This is a genomic window from Solibacillus sp. FSL W7-1436, assembly GCF_038007305.1.
Lineage (GTDB): Bacteria > Bacillota > Bacilli > Bacillales_A > Planococcaceae > Solibacillus.
In genome coordinates this window covers 2,651,671-2,669,645 of record NZ_JBBOWV010000001.1, presented here as the reverse complement: position 1 = coordinate 2,669,645, position 17,975 = coordinate 2,651,671, and the positions used below count along the sequence as shown (strand labels likewise).

The 17,975-nt window shown below is 41.0% G+C and carries 24 protein-coding genes; 14 read left to right on the top strand and 10 right to left on the bottom strand.

Annotated features, from left to right (window positions below):
• The first annotated feature begins 32 nt into the window (after positions 1-32).
• The 3 genes from MKX73_RS13085 to MKX73_RS13075 all read left to right on the top strand — a co-directional run bounded on the left by MKX73_RS13085 (position 33) and on the right by MKX73_RS13075 (position 2,221).
• Positions 33-386 carry a MerR family transcriptional regulator gene (locus MKX73_RS13085; RefSeq protein ID WP_445783313.1) on the top strand — a complete coding sequence of 118 codons (354 nt, stop codon included), beginning with the start codon at positions 33-35 and terminating at the stop codon, positions 384-386.
• 36 nt (positions 387-422) lie between these two features.
• Complete coding sequence (locus MKX73_RS13080) at positions 423-1,739, top strand: hemolysin family protein (RefSeq protein ID WP_340717820.1); 1,317 nt, start codon at positions 423-425, stop codon at positions 1,737-1,739.
• Between the two features lie 137 nt (positions 1,740-1,876).
• Positions 1,877-2,221, top strand: coding sequence for a general stress protein (locus tag MKX73_RS13075; protein WP_340717819.1), 345 nt, complete (start codon positions 1,877-1,879; stop codon positions 2,219-2,221).
• Positions 2,222-2,368: 147 nt separating this feature from the next.
• Here MKX73_RS13075 and fur read toward each other — a convergent pair whose 3' ends face one another.
• The 3 genes from fur to MKX73_RS13060 all read right to left on the bottom strand — a co-directional run bounded on the left by fur (position 2,369) and on the right by MKX73_RS13060 (position 4,020).
• A complete protein-coding gene (gene fur / locus MKX73_RS13070; RefSeq protein WP_340717818.1) occupies positions 2,369-2,836 on the bottom strand; it encodes a ferric iron uptake transcriptional regulator in 468 nt (155 codons plus the stop codon).
• A 64-nt stretch (positions 2,837-2,900) separates the two neighbouring features.
• Positions 2,901-3,410, bottom strand: a complete 510-nt coding sequence (locus MKX73_RS13065) for a hypothetical protein (protein WP_340717817.1) — start codon at positions 3,408-3,410, stop codon at positions 2,901-2,903.
• Positions 3,411-3,477: 67 nt separating this feature from the next.
• A complete protein-coding gene (locus MKX73_RS13060) occupies positions 3,478-4,020 on the bottom strand; it encodes an NUDIX hydrolase (protein WP_339175772.1) in 543 nt (180 codons plus the stop codon).
• 87 nt (positions 4,021-4,107) lie between these two features.
• On the opposite strand from MKX73_RS13060, the gene MKX73_RS13055 reads away from it, so the two are divergent.
• Positions 4,108-4,998, top strand: coding sequence for an aldo/keto reductase (locus MKX73_RS13055; protein ID WP_340717816.1), 891 nt, complete (start codon positions 4,108-4,110; stop codon positions 4,996-4,998).
• Positions 4,995-5,477 (top strand): VanZ family protein, encoded by a 483-nt coding sequence (locus MKX73_RS13050; protein ID WP_340717815.1) that lies wholly within the window; start codon positions 4,995-4,997, stop codon positions 5,475-5,477. Before MKX73_RS13055 ends, MKX73_RS13050 begins: the two co-directional genes overlap by 4 nt.
• A gap of 54 nt (positions 5,478-5,531) precedes the next feature.
• On the opposite strand, the gene MKX73_RS13045 is transcribed toward MKX73_RS13050, so the two are convergent.
• Together MKX73_RS13045 and MKX73_RS13040 are read right to left on the bottom strand one after the other, a co-directional pair.
• A complete protein-coding gene (locus MKX73_RS13045) occupies positions 5,532-5,786 on the bottom strand; it encodes a YqkE family protein (RefSeq protein WP_008408065.1) in 255 nt (84 codons plus the stop codon).
• Positions 5,787-5,807: 21 nt separating this feature from the next.
• A complete protein-coding gene (locus MKX73_RS13040; RefSeq protein WP_340717814.1) occupies positions 5,808-6,986 on the bottom strand; it encodes an acetyl-CoA C-acetyltransferase in 1,179 nt (392 codons plus the stop codon).
• Positions 6,987-7,164: 178 nt separating this feature from the next.
• Here MKX73_RS13040 and MKX73_RS13035 point away from each other — a divergent pair, with 178 nt between their 5' ends.
• On the top strand, positions 7,165-8,118 hold the full coding sequence (locus MKX73_RS13035) for an alpha/beta hydrolase (protein WP_340717813.1): 954 nt from the start codon (positions 7,165-7,167) through the stop codon (positions 8,116-8,118).
• Positions 8,119-8,224: 106 nt separating this feature from the next.
• Here MKX73_RS13035 and MKX73_RS13030 read toward each other — a convergent pair whose 3' ends face one another.
• Both MKX73_RS13030 and MKX73_RS13025 read right to left on the bottom strand, forming a co-directional pair.
• The gene (locus MKX73_RS13030) at positions 8,225-8,695 is read right to left on the bottom strand and encodes an S-ribosylhomocysteine lyase (RefSeq protein WP_340717812.1); all 471 of its coding nucleotides are present in this window, start codon (positions 8,693-8,695) and stop codon (positions 8,225-8,227) included.
• A 144-nt stretch (positions 8,696-8,839) separates the two neighbouring features.
• Positions 8,840-9,061, bottom strand: coding sequence for a YneF family protein (locus tag MKX73_RS13025; RefSeq protein WP_008408061.1), 222 nt, complete (start codon positions 9,059-9,061; stop codon positions 8,840-8,842).
• A gap of 236 nt (positions 9,062-9,297) precedes the next feature.
• Here MKX73_RS13025 and MKX73_RS13020 point away from each other — a divergent pair, with 236 nt between their 5' ends.
• From MKX73_RS13020 to MKX73_RS12995, 6 genes are all read left to right on the top strand, one after another.
• A complete protein-coding gene (locus MKX73_RS13020) occupies positions 9,298-9,651 on the top strand; it encodes a lmo0954 family membrane protein (protein WP_340717811.1) in 354 nt (117 codons plus the stop codon).
• A 12-nt stretch (positions 9,652-9,663) separates the two neighbouring features.
• Complete coding sequence (locus tag MKX73_RS13015) at positions 9,664-10,290, top strand: PspA/IM30 family protein (RefSeq protein WP_340717810.1); 627 nt, start codon at positions 9,664-9,666, stop codon at positions 10,288-10,290.
• Between the two features lie 68 nt (positions 10,291-10,358).
• Positions 10,359-11,033 (top strand): cell wall-active antibiotics response protein LiaF, encoded by a 675-nt coding sequence (gene liaF / locus MKX73_RS13010; protein WP_340717809.1) that lies wholly within the window; start codon positions 10,359-10,361, stop codon positions 11,031-11,033.
• Entirely contained in the window at positions 11,030-12,055 is a 1,026-nt protein-coding gene (locus MKX73_RS13005) for a sensor histidine kinase (protein ID WP_340717808.1), read from the top strand. Before liaF ends, MKX73_RS13005 begins: the two co-directional genes overlap by 4 nt.
• Entirely contained in the window at positions 12,048-12,677 is a 630-nt protein-coding gene (locus MKX73_RS13000; RefSeq protein ID WP_340717807.1) for a response regulator transcription factor, read from the top strand. The genes MKX73_RS13005 and MKX73_RS13000 overlap by 8 nt, the downstream gene beginning before the upstream one ends.
• A gap of 12 nt (positions 12,678-12,689) precedes the next feature.
• A complete protein-coding gene (locus MKX73_RS12995; RefSeq protein WP_340717806.1) occupies positions 12,690-13,007 on the top strand; it encodes an acyl-CoA dehydrogenase in 318 nt (105 codons plus the stop codon).
• Positions 13,008-14,107: 1,100 nt separating this feature from the next.
• Here MKX73_RS12995 and MKX73_RS12990 read toward each other — a convergent pair.
• The 3 genes from MKX73_RS12990 to MKX73_RS12980 form a co-directional block, all read right to left on the bottom strand.
• On the bottom strand, positions 14,108-14,545 hold the full coding sequence (locus MKX73_RS12990) for an iron ABC transporter substrate-binding protein (RefSeq protein ID WP_340717805.1): 438 nt from the start codon (positions 14,543-14,545) through the stop codon (positions 14,108-14,110).
• Positions 14,546-14,573: 28 nt separating this feature from the next.
• Complete coding sequence (locus MKX73_RS12985; RefSeq protein WP_340717804.1) at positions 14,574-15,278, bottom strand: O-linked GlcNAc transferase; 705 nt, start codon at positions 15,276-15,278, stop codon at positions 14,574-14,576.
• A 119-nt stretch (positions 15,279-15,397) separates the two neighbouring features.
• Entirely contained in the window at positions 15,398-15,727 is a 330-nt protein-coding gene (locus tag MKX73_RS12980; RefSeq protein WP_340717803.1) for a heme oxygenase, read from the bottom strand.
• A gap of 121 nt (positions 15,728-15,848) precedes the next feature.
• Here MKX73_RS12980 and MKX73_RS12975 point away from each other — a divergent pair, with 121 nt between their 5' ends.
• Together MKX73_RS12975 and MKX73_RS12970 are read left to right on the top strand one after the other, a co-directional pair.
• Positions 15,849-17,291, top strand: coding sequence for a bifunctional metallophosphatase/5'-nucleotidase (locus MKX73_RS12975; RefSeq protein ID WP_340717802.1), 1,443 nt, complete (start codon positions 15,849-15,851; stop codon positions 17,289-17,291).
• Positions 17,292-17,428: 137 nt separating this feature from the next.
• Complete coding sequence (locus MKX73_RS12970) at positions 17,429-17,959, top strand: hypothetical protein (protein ID WP_340717801.1); 531 nt, start codon at positions 17,429-17,431, stop codon at positions 17,957-17,959.
• Positions 17,960-17,975 lie beyond the last annotated feature (16 nt).

Sequence of the window (17,975 nt, the reverse complement as noted above, 5' to 3'; positions counted from 1 at the left end):
TAAAAATCGGAGAGCTTGCTGCAGCAACTGGCGTGACAAAACGAACTATTGATTATTATACAAATTTGGGCCTTCTAAAAGTAGAACGTTCGGCATCCAATTATCGCTACTATGATAAAGAGATGATTGAACGAATACACTGGATTGAGGAGCAGAAGAAGCTTGGCAAATGCCTCGAAGAAATTCACCGCTTACTTGGCCCTTCAAAAGAAGAACCCGAAGAGATCGATGTTCAGGATATTCGACTGCAAATGCGCAAGCTTGAACATGATGTAACGTTATTAATGGAGCATTTAGATGACAAAGAGCGGCAGAAACTCCGTAAAAAAGTTTCACCTGAAAGTGTTGCACTCATGCAATCACTATTATTAATTTTAAATAACTAGGAGGTGAACGTTCTACTTCGTGAGTAGAACGCTCGTTTGACCACAATCATTAACTTAATTATTTTCTCGGTTTTAATCGCTTTTACAGCATTTTTCGTTGCAACGGAATTTGCGATCGTAAAAGTCCGTCAATCCCGTATTGACCAACTTGTAGCTGAAGGTAAAGCCGGTTCCATTTCAGCTAAAAATGTAACAACCCACCTTGATGAATATTTATCGGCATGTCAATTAGGTATTACAGTAACAGCGCTGGGAATTGGTATGGTCGGTGAATCGACATTTGAGTTTATACTTCACCCATTCTTTGAATCGATTGGAATTGGCACAGAATATATTCATTGGTTTACATTAGGTGGCGCATTCTTTTTAGCGACTTTCTTCCACGTAGTAGTAGGTGAACTTGCACCGAAAACGATTGCTATTCAAAGAGCAGAAGCGATTACCCTGGCATTCGCAAAGCCTATTCAATTATTCTATAAACTTATGTTCCCGTTAATTTGGCTGTTAAATGGGTCAGCACGTTTATTATTGAAATTGTTCGGGATGCGACCTGCGAGCGAACATGAACTCTCCCATACGGAAGAGGAATTGCGCCTGCTTCTGTCGGAGAGCTATAAATCCGGCGAAATCAATGTAAACGAATTAAAATATGTAAACAATGTATTTGAATTCGATGATAAAATCGCACGTGAAATTATGGTTCCCCGTACCGATATTGTCGGCTTTGATGTTACTGCAACGTTCGAAGAAGTGTTAACACAAGTTTCAGAGGAACGCTATACACGCTACCCGGTTTACGATGGGGACCGCGATAATATATTAGGTTTTTTAAACATTAAAGATTTTTTAACACTCGGTATGAATAACCGGATCAATCCGGCGACGTTTAAATTGGAAGACTATATTAATCCGGTCGTCCGCACAATTGAAACAACACCGATTCAAAGTCTGCTTCAGATTATGCAGAAAAAGCGTATTCACATTGCGATTCTGCTTGATGAATACGGTGGAACGAGCGGTATGATTACCGTCGAAGATATTCTGGAAGAACTTGTCGGTGAAATCCGCGATGAGTTTGATGATGATGAAGTTTCGGATATTCGTAAAATCGGTGAAGACCATTATCTGGTCTATTCAAAAGTATTGCTTGAAGATGTTTCTAAACTGCTGTTTCTTGATATTGAAGACCCGAATGTTGATACAATCGGCGGCTGGTACTTCACAAACATGCCGGACCTGAATATTGAAGATACATTTATTTTTGAAAACTATGCATTTAAGATCCATGAAATCGATGGCCATCAGCTGCAATTTTTAGAAATTAAAAAAATGCACGATCTCATAGAACAGTAGCCGTTTAAACCGTATCATTTCCAACTGTATGCACGTTCTCCTGAAAGCTGAATGACGACTGTATGAATCTCTAAACGTTTTAATTGTAAGAGCTTAGGGAATAACATCAGTATTCATACAAAGGAGAGTGTATATATATGGCAGTTATTAAATCAGTAGAAAACGGTGTTCAGGCAAAATCAGTAATCGAATCATTTATTACAGAGGGTTATGACCGCGATCATATTCATGTATTCGCAAACAGCAACAAGCGTGCGGAAGATATTGCCGACTTTTTCAATGTAGATGCGAGCAAAACGCCTGGAACAACGGAAAATGACAAAGGCTTCTTTGCATCGATTAAAAACTTCTTCCAAAGTACTCCGGAAGATCTGCACCATCAGCTTACTGACATCGGTGTAGGCGAAAATGAACATGCAACTGCAAAAAATGATCTGGATGCAGGCAAGATCCTAATTGTTGCCCATCACCCTGCTAAATAAATAAAATAACAAAACTCTATTTCCCCCAGTTGAGGGAAATAGAGTTTTTTTTGTGAATATGCTTGCCCGTCTTTAATAATTTTCTGCTTAAACAAAATAGCATAAAAAAAGAACAGCAAATTTTGCTGTTCTTTTTTTGATTATAGATTATGCATTGCCGTCTCCAGAGTTGTCACTATTATCATGACAACGCCAGCAGATGCCATGGAATGTCAGACGGTGATCTTTGATTATAAAGTTCCAACGTTTCTCCACTATTTCTTCTACATCTTCCAGTAAATCTTCTTGAATTTCATCTACTGCGCCACATTCGATACAAACTAGATGATGATGGAAATGCTTCGCGCCCTCTTGACGTAAATCATAACGGGACACCCCATCACCAAAATTAATTTTATCGACAATTTTCAGCTCTGTTAAAAGCTCCAATGTACGGTATACAGTAGCCAGTCCAATCTCCGGTGCTTTTTCTTTTACTAATAAGTAAACGTCCTCAGCACTTAAATGATCTTCCTCATGCTCCAGTAAAACCGCTACTGTTGCTTCTCGCTGTGGCGTCAGCTTATAGCTCGCACTATGCAGTTGTTTTTTAATTCGATCAATACGGCTCTCCATATGTGACGCCCTCCTAAACTCTTTTCATTATACCAAATGAGTAAATCTCATTACAAGACAATGATTATTTAAATAAATAAGTAATTGCTAAATTCTCGACTGCAAAAACAATTATCATCACGACTATCAGGAAAATAATTTTTTTCCATGGCATTACCGTTTTCAAGGCTCGTCTACTCGTAGTTTTAGTAGTAATTTGATAGAGCATAATTAAAAGTACACAATATATTAGCTGAAATGGAAACCACCAAAATGCATAGAGTTTAATAGAGTCATGCTGTACAAGTAAATATACCGAGCTAAAGCCTAAAAACGTTACTTTTATAGCAATAAAAATAAGACCTATACGCGGCAAATATTTATGTGTCGAAAAGAATAATACAATACTTAAGGCAACTATGAAAGGAACTACACTCCAAAGCAATTCAGGTTTTTCCATTTGGAGCAGTCTACGATCACTATATTTAATAATTTGCTGCACTTGTCCAATATCGAATAGCTGATAACAAACTACACCACAAATGAAACATACGACAATCATCGAAGTATATTGAATATATAGATATTTACGCATTTGGACGCCTCCTTGTCCATACAACTTATGCACATAAATTGTCCTTATGCGTAAACAATTATTGATTTCATTTCATTTTTAATTTCAGCCATAATATCGCAAAAGCCGTTTTGGCATCGTAAATACGGCCGTCCGCTACCATCGCTTCTGCTTCTTCCAGTGATACTTCCATTAACTCCACAAATTCATCTTCATCTAAATCCACCGGAATGTCTAATTTTTTCAACTTTTCCGCTACGTAAATATGAATGATTTCATCCGCAAATCCCGGTGAAGTTGCAAAAGCCTGAATAAATTCGAAATGATCCGACGTATACCCTGTCTCTTCTTCCAACTCGCGGCGGGCCGTTACAATGGGCTCTTCCCCTTTTTCCAGCTTGCCGGCAGGGATCTCTATAATTGAACGTTCAAGAGCTTTACGGTACTGCTCAACAAGTAAAATTTTATTGTTTTCTGTGATGGCAATAACTGCGACAGCACCTGGATGATTGATAATTTCACGCTTCCCTGTTTCACCGTTCGGAAGCGATACATCGTCTACTTTTAATGAAATAACCTTCCCGGAATAAATCGGTTGGGATTGAATTGTTTTCTCTTCAAATTTTTTCATGACCATGCCTCCACTTGTTCTCTAGCTTCTATTCATTGTACCATTAGTAAGAGCTTTTCTAAAATATTGCACCTGGGAGGAATTAACATGAAAAAACGACAATTAGGTACAAGCAATCTTCAAATCTCTGAAATTAGTTTAGGCTGTATGTCATTACCTCCAAATCCGACACAAGCAGAAGAGGTCATCCATGCTGCAATTGATGCGGACATTAACTATTTTGATACCGCCGATCTATATAACCAGGGAGAAAACGAAAAAGTTGTTGGCGCGGCATTGAAGCAGCACCGACACAATGTATTCGTGGCATCTAAAGTCGGAAACCGCTGGGAAGAAGGAAAGGAAGGCTGGGGCTGGGATACATCCGCAGATTATATTAATAAAGCGGTCCGTGACAGCCTGAAGCGGCTACAGACAGATTACTTGGATCTTTACCAGTTACATGGCGGTACGACAGAAGATAATTGGGAAGAAATTACCGACACATTTGAAAGTTTGAAAAAGGAAGGACTTATCCGCGAATACGGCATTTCCTCCATCCGACCGAATGTTTTCATGCCATTTCTGCAAAACAGTGCTGCGGTCAGCAATATGATGCAGTTTAATATTTTTGATGAACGGGCAAGTGAATTTTTCGAACCGATCCAACAGACAGGTGCTTCTGTCGTAACACGCGGATCGATTGCAAAAGGCTTGCTGACGAACGAATGGCGCACACGTTTAAAATCTTATATGAGCTATGATGAAGCGGCGGCAAAAGACGTGCTGCAAAAAATTGAACTGCAGTTCGGGGATGTTCATGCAGCAGCCCTTGCTTTCAATTTACAATACCCGACGGTTGCTTCGACAGTTATTGGGGCACGTACAGTCACGCAACTGCAGCAAAATCTGGATGCTTACGAAAAAGCGCAATCAATGCAAAATATTTCGGAGATCGACAGCTGGACAAAAACCGACCGTTACACTGAACATAGATGAAAAAGCGGATTGTTCTCGTCATCACCGGGGTAATCGTTGTCATAATCATGTCCAATATGAGCTATGAGCAGCAAACGATTGTTCCGGCGTTAAAAGATCTGTTAAAAGACAAACCTTTTGAAGCATGGTTAAGTCAGTTTGAAATTCCTTATTGGGGAAAAATTATATCGGTTGAAACACGAGGCTATTTTCAATTTCTAGAGTTCCTGATTAGGAAAGCTACCCATTTCTTCGGATACGGTTTATTAGCGGTTATATTCTATACTTTATACCGTAAGCTGAAATTACACTTTCCGATCGTTCTTGCCTTTGTTACAGTCGTAGTAATCGCAAGCCTCGATGAATACCGCCAAAGTATGATTCCGGGTCGCAGCGGCCTCGTAGAAGATGTCGTGCTCGATGCATGTGGTGCGTTAACATTGCTGGTGCTCGCAAAACTTATTATTGTTGTATTTAAAAAAGATAGCACACGAAAATAGTGTGCTATCTTTTTATATTTAGTAAGCTTCTTTGTGATCCGTTTTGGATAACCGTTAAAATTTCGAACCTTTATCGCCGTATTGATTTAACAGTTCTTCAAAGCTCATATTTTTTTCGCGTTGTTTGCGTTCGAATGCCGCTTTTGCCAGACGCTCTTCTTCTTTCGCCTTTTCGTCGGCCACCATTTCCTGCTTCGCTGCCTTCAGCTTGGCCAATACATCGCCGCCTAACTGATCTGCCAATGTTGCCGCCTTATCCTTTGGAAGCTCGAATTCATTCGTCGTTCTTTGCTGTTTCTTTTTTGCCATTATTTTCACCTACATTTAATTTTAGCGTTGGACAATTGTTGCAACACCCTGTCCGCCACCAATACATAATGTTGCAAGACCTAATTTTGCATCACGTTTTTGCATTTCATGTAATAACGTAACCAAAATACGTGTTCCGCTTGCCCCGATTGGGTGACCAAGTGCAATTGCCCCGCCGTTTACATTTAGTTTATCATGATTGAACGCCAATTCGCGATCAACTGCAATCGCCTGAGCTGCGAATGCTTCGTTCGCTTCAATTAAATCCATTTTATCCAATGTTACATTCGCTTTCGACAAAACTTTTTTCACTGCAGTTACCGGTCCGATCCCCATTACGGAAGGGTCAACCCCTGCGCTCGCATTTGCGACGATCGTAGCAAGTGGTGTAAGGCCTAACTCAAAAGCGCGCTGCTTTGACATAACGATAACCGCTGCAGCTCCGTCATTAATGCCGGAAGCGTTCCCTGCAGTAACCGAACCGTCTTTCTTGAAAGCAGGTCGTAATCCGTTTAGTTTTTCTGCTGTTGTTCCATGTTTTACGTATTCATCTTGTGAAAAAATAACCGACTCCCCTTTACGTTGAGGAATTTCTACAGGAACAATTTCTTCAGCGAATTTATTTGCGGAAATTGCTTCCGATGCACGGGCTTGGGAACGGGCTGCAAATTCATCCTGTTCCTGACGAGTAATGTCATATTGATCACATAGGTTTTCGGCAGTCATCCCCATATGATAATCATTAAATGCACACCATAAGCCATCCTGAATTAAAGTATCGATAATTTTTTGATCGCCCATGCGGAAACCTTCTCTTGCATTTCGCATAATATAGGGTGCTTGACTCATATTTTCAAACCCTCCAGCGACAACAATTTCCGCATCCCCGGCAATGATTGCCTGTGCTGCCAGATGAACGGCCTTTAAACCTGATCCACATACTTTATTAATTGTCATCGCTGGAACTGTATATGGTAAACCGGCTTGGATACTTGCCTGTCTTGCCGGATTTTGACCTAAACCTGCTGCAAGAACGTTCCCCATAATAACTTCATCAACTGTTGATGGATCTAATCGGGCACGATTCAATGCTTCTTTTATTACAATACTCCCTAAAGTCGGAGCCGAAATATCTTTTAATGCCCCCTGAAAAGCACCAATTGGCGTACGTACTGCACTTACTATTACAACTTCTGTCATGAATATATCCCCCTTTATAGTGAATGGTCCCTTTGTGAGCAAATTTGAACTTGCTTAACTAAATTTTATCAAACATTTTACATTTTTCACACTAAACTTTCCGATAATAGATAGATACATATTAGTTGATTTATCCCAATAATTCATCGAATATTAAATTAATTAAGGAGTGATTTTCATGAAGAAACGCACACTGTTTTTATCCGGCAGTATTGTAACAACGCTGCTGGCAGCTGCTACAACGATCACTGGTGTCGTGATGACAAATCACATTATGTATATAAAGAAGAAGGACGATGCTTTTATCCGCGAGCGTGAAATCGCGGCAAAACGCTTTGATGAAGCATGGTATGAAGGCTGCCCGAAAGAAATTTTATCGATTGATTCTCCAAATGGCTATAAAATAAGCGGCATCTATTTAAAACCTTTGGAAACGAAAAATACAGTCATTATCTGCCATGGCGTCACTGAAAATAAAATTAACTCGATGCGCTATGCCCGTATGTTCGAACGGCTCGGTTTTAATGCATTTGTATACGATCACCGCCGTCACGGAGAATCTCAAGGGAAAACAACAAGTTACGGCCATTACGAAAAATACGATTTACAGGCAGTAGTCGAGACAATCCGGTCTATTACCGGTGAAGATGCCCTCTTAGGTATTCACGGGGAATCGATGGGCGCGGCAACGACACTGCTCTATGCAGGCTCGTTAGCAGATAATGCGGATTTCTATGTTTCCGACTGTGCTTTTTCGAACTTTCCCGCGCTTCTGAAACGGATTTTTGAAAGTGTTGTACCGATTGATTCGAAATATACACTCCCTTTCGCCGACTTTTTCATGCGGATCCGCGATGGCTATTCCGTAAAGGAAGTCATGCCGATTGATGCTGTAAAACACATTCAAAAGCCCGTCCTCTTTATTCACAGTACGCCGGATGATTTTATTCCTTCCTCAATGACCGAAGAACTGTACGAACAAAAACCCGAACCTAAAATGCTGAAACTGTTCGAAAAAGGCGAGCATGCGAAATCATTCAACGATAACCCGGGTGATTATGAACAAACGGTTGCCAAGTTCCTGCACGATTATGTGCCGGCATACCGCAATATAACGGATTCTTTATTATAAAGAAACTAAGCACTTTCTGTTCGTTTCATTAAACAGGGGGTGCTTTTTGGTTGTGGCGGGAACACAAAAAAGCCCCCAATTAAATGAGGGCACTACACATTTCCTGTTAACTATTAAAAACGATATGCCATTCATCGCGTTTGGCTAAAAATTCTTTCGCCAACTGCTGCGCACCTTCTAAACTATGGCTTGCCGCCCAACCGCACTGGACTTCATTGCAGGCAGGAACAGAAGTCGCCGCCAACACATCCTGAACAGTCTTTTCCAAAATCGCCAGTACGCCTTCATAGTCATCATAATTCATAAAGGAAACATAAAAGCCTGTTTGACATCCCATCGGCGAGATATCGACAACCGCATCACTGTGATTGCGGATACGGTCTGCCATTAAATGTTCCAGTGAATGAAGTGCCGGCATTTCCATATGTTCTTTATTCGGCTGTTTGAAGCGGATATCATATTTTGTCACGACATCCCCCTTCGCCCCTTCTTTTGTGCCCGCTAGACGTACATAAGGTGCGGCCACTATCGTATGGTCCAAATCAAAGCTCTCTACATTCGTTTTTTCTGTTGCCATTTTTGTCCCTCCAATACTTACAATCTATATAAGGATAGACTAGATTATTTTTCTTTTCAAACAAAATATTCTGAATTTTAATTCACAGTAAATAAAAACTACCTTCATCATTCAATAGAATGCGAAAGGTAGTCCAACTTATCATTATTTATCTTGGAATTTGTTCATTTGTGCCATCATTTGACGCACTTGTTTTTCAGACGGTTTACGTCCCATTTGTGCCATCATCACGCGAATCATTTGTTCATTAATTGGCGGGTTTTCTTTTAAATACTTCATCATATATTGACGAGCTGCGTAGAACCCAATTGCCACGCCCCCGATAAGAGCTACGACGATAAGTGTAATTCCTAACCATAAAGCCATTTTGTCCAACCTCCTCCACTACTTATGTACCGAGAAAAACTCTCCATCAAGCATTATACAATAAAAGCTATTCCGTTTCTATATATTTTCACTCTACTGTCAGAAGTTAAGTCATGCGAGTGACTGTCTGAGTCCGTCTCAGTCTCGAGACCTAGTCGAAAATACGGTAACAGGTCGTTATCGGATTTTTAAATTCACGGTAACATGAACATATCAACGACAAGGAGGAACACATAATGAAAAAGTTTTTCTTATATTCAGCGGCTTTCATCACAGCGATCATCGCACTTTGCATGCTTGCACCATTAGCCGGCTTATTAATCTCAGGAGCACTTCTGGCAGCAGGTCTTCACTATTACACAGAAAGTAAATCTACTTTCGGGAAAGTAATGAGCCTGGTTGTCGCTTTAGCCGGTTTAGTAAGCGCATTATCAAACATCCCTGGCTTTATCGGTTTAGCTGCAATCGGTGTATTGTTTTATCTGTACAAAGCACGTAAAAACGAAAAGATTGAATTTTTACCAGGTAAAAAAGAAGACGAAGATCCATTTACAAACTTTGAACGCGAATGGGCAAATTTAAACAAATAGGAGCGATGGACAATGAGAAATTTATTTACAAAATTCAAATATTCAATTCAGGCGGATCTGCACGATATGTTTGACAAAAAGGTCGACAAAAACCCGATTAAAATGCTGAACCACTATATTCGTGAAGCAGAAAAACAAACAGAAGAAACAGGAAAGTTGCTTGCACGTCAGGCCCAGCTGAAAAAAGAGCTGGAAATCCAACTTTCACAAACAATCGAAATGCTGGAAAAGCGTGAAAATCAGCTTTTACTGGCCCAGTCAACTGAAGAGGCGGAACTGATTACGTTTGCACAGGAAGAAGTAACGGCTTACACTGCCAGAAAACATGCCCTTCTTTCAAGCATTGATGCTGCAAATACAGAATACTTTGCACTGGAACGCAAATTCGAAACGATGAAACATAAAATCAAAGACATGAAAGTGCGCCAGCTACAGCTGATGGGCAAAGAAAATGTTGTGCGTGCCAACCATCAGATGGATAAAGTTCTTACTTCGGACAATGCCGGCAATTTCGATGAACTATCAACTTATATTGATGAATTATCTCAGAACATCGAGCGTAAATATGAAGTAACCTCTTTTGAAGCTCGCTTGGCTCAGCTTGAAAAAGAACAAAAGCTCATAGAACAACCAAAATAATGATATAATGCGTAAAAGGAGAAGGCATCGTGCTTTCTCCATTTTGCTCGTTTTAGGGGGGAGGCACTATGCCGAAAATTACATCTGATCAGCTTGCCATTATCGCGATTAGTATGGCGCTTGTCGTATTGATCGAATTGACTCTTTTCAATAATGGCACCGTGTTTTTACTGATTTTAGGTGCACTGTTTCTATTTTTCAGCTTTAAAAAGAAGAAGCGTTACTTATTATGGACGGGACTCGTTCTATTATTCTTTGCTATTATTAATATATGGACATTGCGCCTTTTAATCATTGGTGTGCTTATCTTTCTTTTATACCAATACTTAACGAAAAAAGAGCAAGTGATGGAAATCAAAAGCCACTTTGCCAATACATCAAATCAGAACCAATTGATCGGAACAACAAGTGCCCCGACAGAAAGCTATCATTGGAAAGATGTTCATATCCAACGCTTTATCGGCGATATTACGATCGATGCGACCGATACCATTTTACCGAACGGAAAATCGATTATTGTTATCCATCAGTCTTTAGGAAAAGTTCGGGTTATCGTGCCTTATGAAGTGACGATTCAGCTCCATTATTCCACTTTATACGGTGAAGCAGCCTATCTGCACTATGCGCCAAAGCAATGTATTAATGAACAGCTCCTTTTTGAAGACGGCGAAATGGATGCAAAACGTGTTCTTGTCGTTTATGTGACATCTTGGATTGGCGATGTGGAGGTGCAGCGCGGATGATAGCATTTATTTTACGGTTCTTTATACTAGTGATGGTTTTTGCGACATTTGCTATGAATATTTTCGTATTCCTGCTCGGTCAGCCGCAGGAAGAGACGTGGCGTTTTTTGTGGGAAAACGATGATTATTCCATTCCGATTGTTGCCGTAATCGCCATGATCGCAACAACGACGAGCTTCTTTATTTCCTTATGGATATCGATCGCATTGAAAATGAAAGAAAATCAGATGACACGCATCGTGAAAAAAGTTGCGGAGCCTGATTTTGCACAAAAGTTCAAGAAAGCGAATGGCTCATTAAAAAAAGCCTTGCGCGAAACGAACGAATTAATCGAAACACAGCGCACATCATTACAGCGCCTTTCCAATGAAAAAGTGGAAACAAATGACGCCATCGTCCAGGAGCGGCTTCTTGCAGAACGTCAGCGGCTTGCACGCGAACTGCATGATTCTGTTTCCCAGCAGCTGTTTGCGGCATCCATGCTTCTGTCCGCGCTTACAGAACAGCGGCAGGATGAATTTGCACAAAAGCAGCTGGGGCAGGTGGAAAAAATCGTCCAACAGGCACAGCTCGAAATGCGCGCACTTCTCCTTCATTTGCGGCCTGTTGCCCTGCACAATAAAAGCTTGGCGGAAGGTTTAGAAGATCTGATTGTAGAATTACAGGAAAAAGTTTATTTCAATATTGATTACCAAATCGAAGAAATCGCATTATCAAAAGCGGAAGAAGATCATCTATTCCGTATTGCCCAGGAAGCTTTATCGAATACACTGCGCCATGCAAAAGCAACGGAAGTCGAACTGTTATTGATTGCGCGCGACCAGCTTGCGATTTTGCGCATTCAGGATAATGGGCTCGGTTTCAATATGGATGGAGATAAAACGACTTCTTACGGGCTGCGCAATATTGCCGAACGCGCTGTCGAAATTGGCTGCACGTATAAAATTGTCTCTGTACCGGATGAAGGAACAATTGTCGAAGTGAAAGTTCCGCTCAAAAAGGAGGAACAAATGAATGATTAAAGTTGTCATAGTAGATGATCACGAAATGGTTCGAATCGGGGTCGCCGCCTATTTATCGGCACAACCCGATATCGAAGTCATCGGCGAAGCGACAAACGGCGAGGAAGCGATTGAAACAGTATTGGCGCTAAAGCCGGATATTGTGCTGATGGACAATGTGATGCCGATCAAAACCGGTGCTGAAGCGACTGCCGAAATACTGGCACAATGGCCGCAAGCAAAAGTAATGATTGTCACAAGCTTTATCGATGACGATAAATTATACCCGGCACTTGAAGCAGGTGCTGTCAGCTATATACTGAAAACGAGCAATGCCAAGCAGATTGCCGATGCGATCCGGAAAACGATGAACGGGGAAACCGTTCTTGAGCCGGAAGCAACGACACGGGTAATGGCCCGTATGCGCGGAACGGCCCCCGCCCTGCACAACCATTTAACAGACCGGGAAATGGAAGTACTGTTATGTATGGCGCGCGGCCTTGCCAATCAGGAAATAGCAGAAGAACTGTTTATCGCATTAAAAACAGTGAAAACCCATGTCAGCAACATTTTAAGTAAACTCGAAGTGCAGGACCGCACACAGGCTGTCGTCTATGCATTTCAAAATGGCTTAGTAAAGTAAGGAGAATTTTTCATGACATTTACGTACGAAAACTTTGCAAAAGACGGAACACTCACATTACTGGACCCCCTCTTCACCTTGCTGCTGATCTTCTCAGCGTTGTTCATCATTGTGCTGCTGCGCTTTGCGATCAATCCTAAAATCATGTTATTTATTGGTGCGCTGATCATTTTATTAAGTGCCCAGTTGCAGTCGATTGGCGGAATTTTGGCGGATGAGTTGAGTTTATCCAGCTCCCCGAAAAACTTTTACATGTTTATAGCGATCGCCGTGATCTGGGTTGCGATGATCGTATTTGCGTTTGTGAAGGATAAGAAGAAGAAAAAGTAATGGCTGCGGCTAAGGCTGTGGCTGAGGCACGGGCTGTCCTGAAGTTTGCTAGATAACTTTGGGACGGCTTTTTTTGGGGGATGATTTATTAGAAGTTTTTTAGATTTATTAGAAGATCTGTAGGGGTTATTAGAACTTTTGGCGGCAATATTAGAAGATTATGGGGTTCTTGGCTGTAGAACCGGTCCTTTTAGGTTTTCAAGGTGACTAGGGAGTGCACCCGGCTTGATTTATTAGAACATTTGGCTGCGATATTAGAATTACAGCGGTTCTTGGCTGTAGTAACCGTCTTTATATGGTTCCAAGGTGGCTCTGGAGTGCGCCGGCATTATTTTATTAGAACTTTTTTCGGTTTATTAGAAGATCTGTGGTACTTATTAGAACTTTTAGCATTGATATTAGAAGACTAAGCGCTTTTGACGAAAATAACGGTCCTTTTAGGATTTCAGGTTGGCTATAGAGTCGCAGTCTTTGATTTATTAGAACTTTTTTCGGTTTATTAGAAGATCTGAGGGACTTATTAGAACTTCTGACAGCGATATTCGAAAATCGGAGCCACTTATTAGAAGTTCCGCACCATATATTAGAAGATCAGTGATTTATTAGAACTTTTCTGGTTTTATTAGAACTTCCGGCACGGATATTAGAACATTAAGCGATTATTTAGGGCTTACATACAAATGGTGGCCCAATTTTAATTTATTAGAACTTTTTTCGGCTTATTAGAAGATCTGAGAGATTTATTAGAACTTTTGGTAGCGATATTAGAAGTTCAAGGATTTCTCATTGAAGAGCCGGGCTTTATAATGGTCCGCAGACGCTTTGGCATACACCGGCATTGATTTATTAGAACTTTTTCGAGTTTATTAGATAATCAAAGGGACTTATTAGAATATCTGTCACCGATATTAGAAAATCGGGCGCACTTATTAGAAGATCCGCGCCATATATTAGAAAATCAATGATATATTAGAACTTTTTCAAATTTATTAGAACTTCCTGCACGGATATTAGAACTTTTCCGCCGGCCCGCAGCCCCCACGCACACCCCACAAAAAAGCCCACGCCCCGCTTCCCTCAAAGCGTTCGTGAGCCCAATATTATTTCAAATCATTCAAAATAGTAAACAGCGATTGTTTCGCGTCTAGCAGCTGCTCATGTGCCTGCCCCTGCTGTTCCGCGCTTTCCGCTTCATAAAATGCTGTCAATGCCTCATCGATCTGTTTATAGGAATCGAATAGATTCGCATCACCGTCATCTGCTTTTTTATTGCCGAAAATATCAATGAACATGCTCAACTGGTATTGAAAGTTTTTTTCATACATCGTCAGCACATGCTTATTGTCATCGACCTGCACTTCGTCGTTCACAATATACGTTTGGAAATCAACCAGATCCGTATAAGCTTTTTCCAGCTCCACCGCATATTGCCCCTCTTTGTCTTTCCCTTTGTTCCAGTCCAGAATCTGAATAAAAATGAGTAAAAATAAAATAATCGTTAAGTATATTGAAATACCTTTCCAAGATAAAAACTTCATGCTTGTTCCTCCATCTACCGGTGCTTCGTTAATTGAAAAGATATTCCTTCAAATTTTCCAATGTTGAATCAATGCCTGAACGCAGCGATACTTGATCTTCGCGGCATGTCTCGATTGCTTTTTCAATAGCAATTAAAGCATTTTCCAAAAACGGCTCGGCATTCAAATCTTTGTACAGCTGCGTTAAAACAAGTGCCTTATTCCAGTACCATCTTGCATTTTCCGGATCCATGTCGATCGCCCGCTCAATATAGACCATCACATCAAACGGCGACCAGTTAAAGCGGTTCATCGTCTGGCCTGCAATTCCGTAATACAATGCCTTGTTTGGATGATGTTTCACCGCTTGCATAAAGCAGTGCACACTTTCATCATAATGGTGCGCCATTAAAAAAAGATGGCCCTGTACATAAAACGACTGTGCTTTCCGTTCAGCATCCGCTGTCCGGGCATCGTGTTCCAGCTGTTTCACTTTTTCCGAAAACTGCTGTTCATCTTTGATTGCCCGCAGTTGTTCAACCTCATCATTTTCCGGATAGCTTTCATTTGCACGTTCCACGCTTTGCGGAATCTGTGCAGTCGGCTTCGGGAATTTTTCATACTCGTATTTTTCGAAGATTTTTAAAAATTGCGTAGCCTGTACTTCATTTCCGCCGCTTTTTAACTGGCGTTTTGCTTCTTCATAGCATTTTAAAAACTGTCCGTCATAAAAATATTGCTCCATGTTCGACATTAATAACACCCTTCTGTTTTTCATTCACGATTTGTGAAAGTATCGGTAATATGTATTTTAATCAAACGTATGTATAGCATAAAGGTGCCCTAACGAAAACATTAGGACACCCATTAACATTATTTCGAGATAGTGCCAGCAACTTCGGCGATCACGATTTGTGAGCCTAGCATTGGCGATTCACCTTGGTGACCTGCGCCTTCACTTTCAGATGGACGTTTGTGTGATTGTTTGAATGCATCACTTTCACGCCATACAGCAAAGTTTTCTTTTGAATCCCAGTACATGACAACGCTCATTTCATCATACTCTTCAAATTGCGTCGAAACTAATACTTCTACTTTTTGGAACCCTTCGAATTCCTGTAATGGACCTGGTTGTACAAATTGTGGGGCCATTTTTTCGGCAAATCCTTTTTTTACTTGAATACGGTTTGTAACAGTAATCATAATTACCATCTCCTATAATTTAGCGTAAACTACTTATATATTTATTTAATCACTTTCAGAACTGTTGCGCAATAATTCACGCTATAATAAGGAAAATGAAATATTAAAGGAAGTTTTCCCAATGAAATTTACTATTATTGCGACGAGCGATATCCATGGACATACCGAACGCTTTTCACAGCTTGCGCAAATGATTTCCGCCAGACAGCCCGATTTGTTGATCGATAACGGCGATTTTTTGCACGGAAGTCATTTAAGCTATTATTACGATTATGTTGTCCAAAAACAGCACCCGCAAATCGAACTTGCAAACACACTCGGCTATGATGTTGCAGTTTTCGGCAATCATGAGTTCAACTATTCTCCCGAAAAAATCCAGGCGATCCGCACCGACACCAATTTCCCCTGGATTGCCGCCAATATTCACGGGTTTGCCGAACCATATTTTATTAAAGAAATAAACGGTCTGCGCATTGCTGTCATAGGGGTCGTGACGCACTTCACAAAAAACTGGGATGAATGTGAATCGACAAAGCATCTGGACTTCGAAAACGCATTTGAAAGCGCAAAAAAAACCGTTAAGCACGTCCGCGATGCTGAACAGGCACAGCTTGTCATTTTAAGCTATCACGGCGGATTTGAACGCGATCTTTCTAGCGGTCACCTAATAGATCTGGAACAAGGCGAAAATGAAGGCTACCGTATGCTTCATGAAATAGAAGGCATTGACATACTCATTACCGGTCATCAGCACCTGGAAATTGCCACAGTGCAAAACGGTGTTGCTGTCGTGCAACCTGGAGCAAATGCATATTGCTTTGCGCAGATTGATGTCACTGTGGAGCACGGAACATTTTCTTTTGAACCATCAATCGTCCATGCAGAATCCACATTAAAAATGCAGTCTTTTCCAGAGTTTAATACGTGGAAAAAACAGCAAATCGGAACAGCAAATGCAGTACTGACTTATCCGGACTTTTTTGCACCCCGTACAAAAATGACTGCCTATACACAACTGCTCCATGATATGCAGCTCCATTACACGGGTGCCCAAATTTCGGTCATTGAACTGCCCTATCATCCACAGGGCGGCTTTCCGGAAAAAATAACCCGTGAGCATGTTTTACATAATCTTCCCCGGGCTAACCGGTTACTCGTCATACAAATGACCGGATCTGAAATCCGCCGGGCGATCGAACAAAGTGCCGCTGTCTTTGCGCTAAACGATAAAGGCGAAATCGATTTTAGTATGGCCGTGCACTATCCGGAGCCGCAGCCGTATGTTTATGATTTGTGGGGTGGCATTGATTACACAATTGATCTGTCTCAACAAACAGGCCAGCGTGTCACGAAGCTGACATTTGAAGGAAGCACCATTAAGGAAAATGAGATTTTTGAAGTTGCCTTCAATAGTTACCGTGCAACAGGTGCGCACCAAATGCAGATGTTTAAAAAACAGCCTGTCCGTGAAGCCGGTAAATTCATCCCCGATTTAATGATGGAATACATAAAACAGCACAGTCCATTAGCCGTTAAGATCAAAAATGATTTCCAAATGAAATAGGCTCCCCGTTTATGCAAGATGTATGTCAATCACCCGGATTGGCATACATTTTATATTTTTCGGAAAATATGAATTTTTTTGAAACTTTTTACCATTTCATCCGTAAATTTATTAAATAGCATTAAGGAGGTGGCAACTTGTTTGGTTATTCCATTGAAACCATTTATCTAATCATCTTAATCGTTATTGGGTGTTGCACTGTTCTTTACTTATTTTTTGCAGATGTTGCGGATGTATCCATCGATGGAACACCATTTTTTGACCCGGCTGTAATCCTTTCGTTTATTACGTTTACTACGGCTGCGGGCTACTTGCTGGAACAGTTTACGGGCTTAACAAGTTTCATCATATTCATCATCGCCCTTATAATTGCGAGTTTATTGACAGCACTTCTCTATTTTTTCCTGCTCGTTCCTTTACGTTCAGCGGAGGTGTCCCTTGCCTATACGGACGAATCGCTTGAAGGCCAGGTCGGCAAAGTGATAGTCCCCGTCCCGCTTGACGGTTTTGGGGAAATTGTGATTGAAACGGCAAACGGCATTATTTCAAAGCGTGCAGCAAGTTTTCATCAAGTAGAGATTCCGTATGACACGCAAGTTTTAATTATTGAGATGCAGAATGGTACAGCAATGGTCGCGATTTATGAGAAAGAAGAGATTCAATTTTAGAAACAGGGAGGAATTT

Bases quoted from the DNA above. Each gene is read 5' to 3' on its own strand.
- MKX73_RS13035 (WP_340717813.1), top strand. From the start codon at position 7,165: ATGAAGAAACGCACACTGTTTTTATCCGGCAGTATTGTAACAACGCTG.
- MKX73_RS13075 (WP_340717819.1), top strand. From the start codon at position 1,877: ATGGCAGTTATTAAATCAGTAGAAAACGGTGTTCAGGCAAAATCAGTA.
- MKX73_RS13025 (WP_008408061.1), bottom strand. From the start codon at position 9,061: ATGGCTTTATGGTTAGGAATTACACTTATCGTCGTAGCTCTTATCGGG.
- MKX73_RS13065 (WP_340717817.1), bottom strand. From the start codon at position 3,410: ATGCGTAAATATCTATATATTCAATATACTTCGATGATTGTCGTATGT.
- fur (WP_340717818.1), bottom strand. From the start codon at position 2,836: ATGGAGAGCCGTATTGATCGAATTAAAAAACAACTGCATAGTGCGAGC.
- MKX73_RS13030 (WP_340717812.1), bottom strand. From the start codon at position 8,695: ATGGCAACAGAAAAAACGAATGTAGAGAGCTTTGATTTGGACCATACG.
- MKX73_RS13000 (WP_340717807.1), top strand. From the start codon at position 12,048: ATGATTAAAGTTGTCATAGTAGATGATCACGAAATGGTTCGAATCGGG.
- MKX73_RS12990 (WP_340717805.1), bottom strand. From the start codon at position 14,545: ATGAAGTTTTTATCTTGGAAAGGTATTTCAATATACTTAACGATTATT.
- MKX73_RS13045 (WP_008408065.1), bottom strand. From the start codon at position 5,786: ATGGCAAAAAAGAAACAGCAAAGAACGACGAATGAATTCGAGCTTCCA.
- MKX73_RS12975 (WP_340717802.1), top strand. From the start codon at position 15,849: ATGAAATTTACTATTATTGCGACGAGCGATATCCATGGACATACCGAA.
- MKX73_RS13040 (WP_340717814.1), bottom strand. From the start codon at position 6,986: ATGACAGAAGTTGTAATAGTAAGTGCAGTACGTACGCCAATTGGTGCT.
- MKX73_RS13005 (WP_340717808.1), top strand. From the start codon at position 11,030: ATGATAGCATTTATTTTACGGTTCTTTATACTAGTGATGGTTTTTGCG.
- MKX73_RS13050 (WP_340717815.1), top strand. From the start codon at position 4,995: ATGAAAAAGCGGATTGTTCTCGTCATCACCGGGGTAATCGTTGTCATA.
- MKX73_RS12980 (WP_340717803.1), bottom strand. From the start codon at position 15,727: ATGATTACTGTTACAAACCGTATTCAAGTAAAAAAAGGATTTGCCGAA.
- MKX73_RS13055 (WP_340717816.1), top strand. From the start codon at position 4,108: ATGAAAAAACGACAATTAGGTACAAGCAATCTTCAAATCTCTGAAATT.
- MKX73_RS13015 (WP_340717810.1), top strand. From the start codon at position 9,664: ATGAGAAATTTATTTACAAAATTCAAATATTCAATTCAGGCGGATCTG.
- MKX73_RS13020 (WP_340717811.1), top strand. From the start codon at position 9,298: ATGAAAAAGTTTTTCTTATATTCAGCGGCTTTCATCACAGCGATCATC.
- liaF (WP_340717809.1), top strand. From the start codon at position 10,359: ATGCCGAAAATTACATCTGATCAGCTTGCCATTATCGCGATTAGTATG.
- MKX73_RS13060 (WP_339175772.1), bottom strand. From the start codon at position 4,020: ATGAAAAAATTTGAAGAGAAAACAATTCAATCCCAACCGATTTATTCC.
- MKX73_RS12985 (WP_340717804.1), bottom strand. From the start codon at position 15,278: ATGTCGAACATGGAGCAATATTTTTATGACGGACAGTTTTTAAAATGC.
- MKX73_RS12995 (WP_340717806.1), top strand. From the start codon at position 12,690: ATGACATTTACGTACGAAAACTTTGCAAAAGACGGAACACTCACATTA.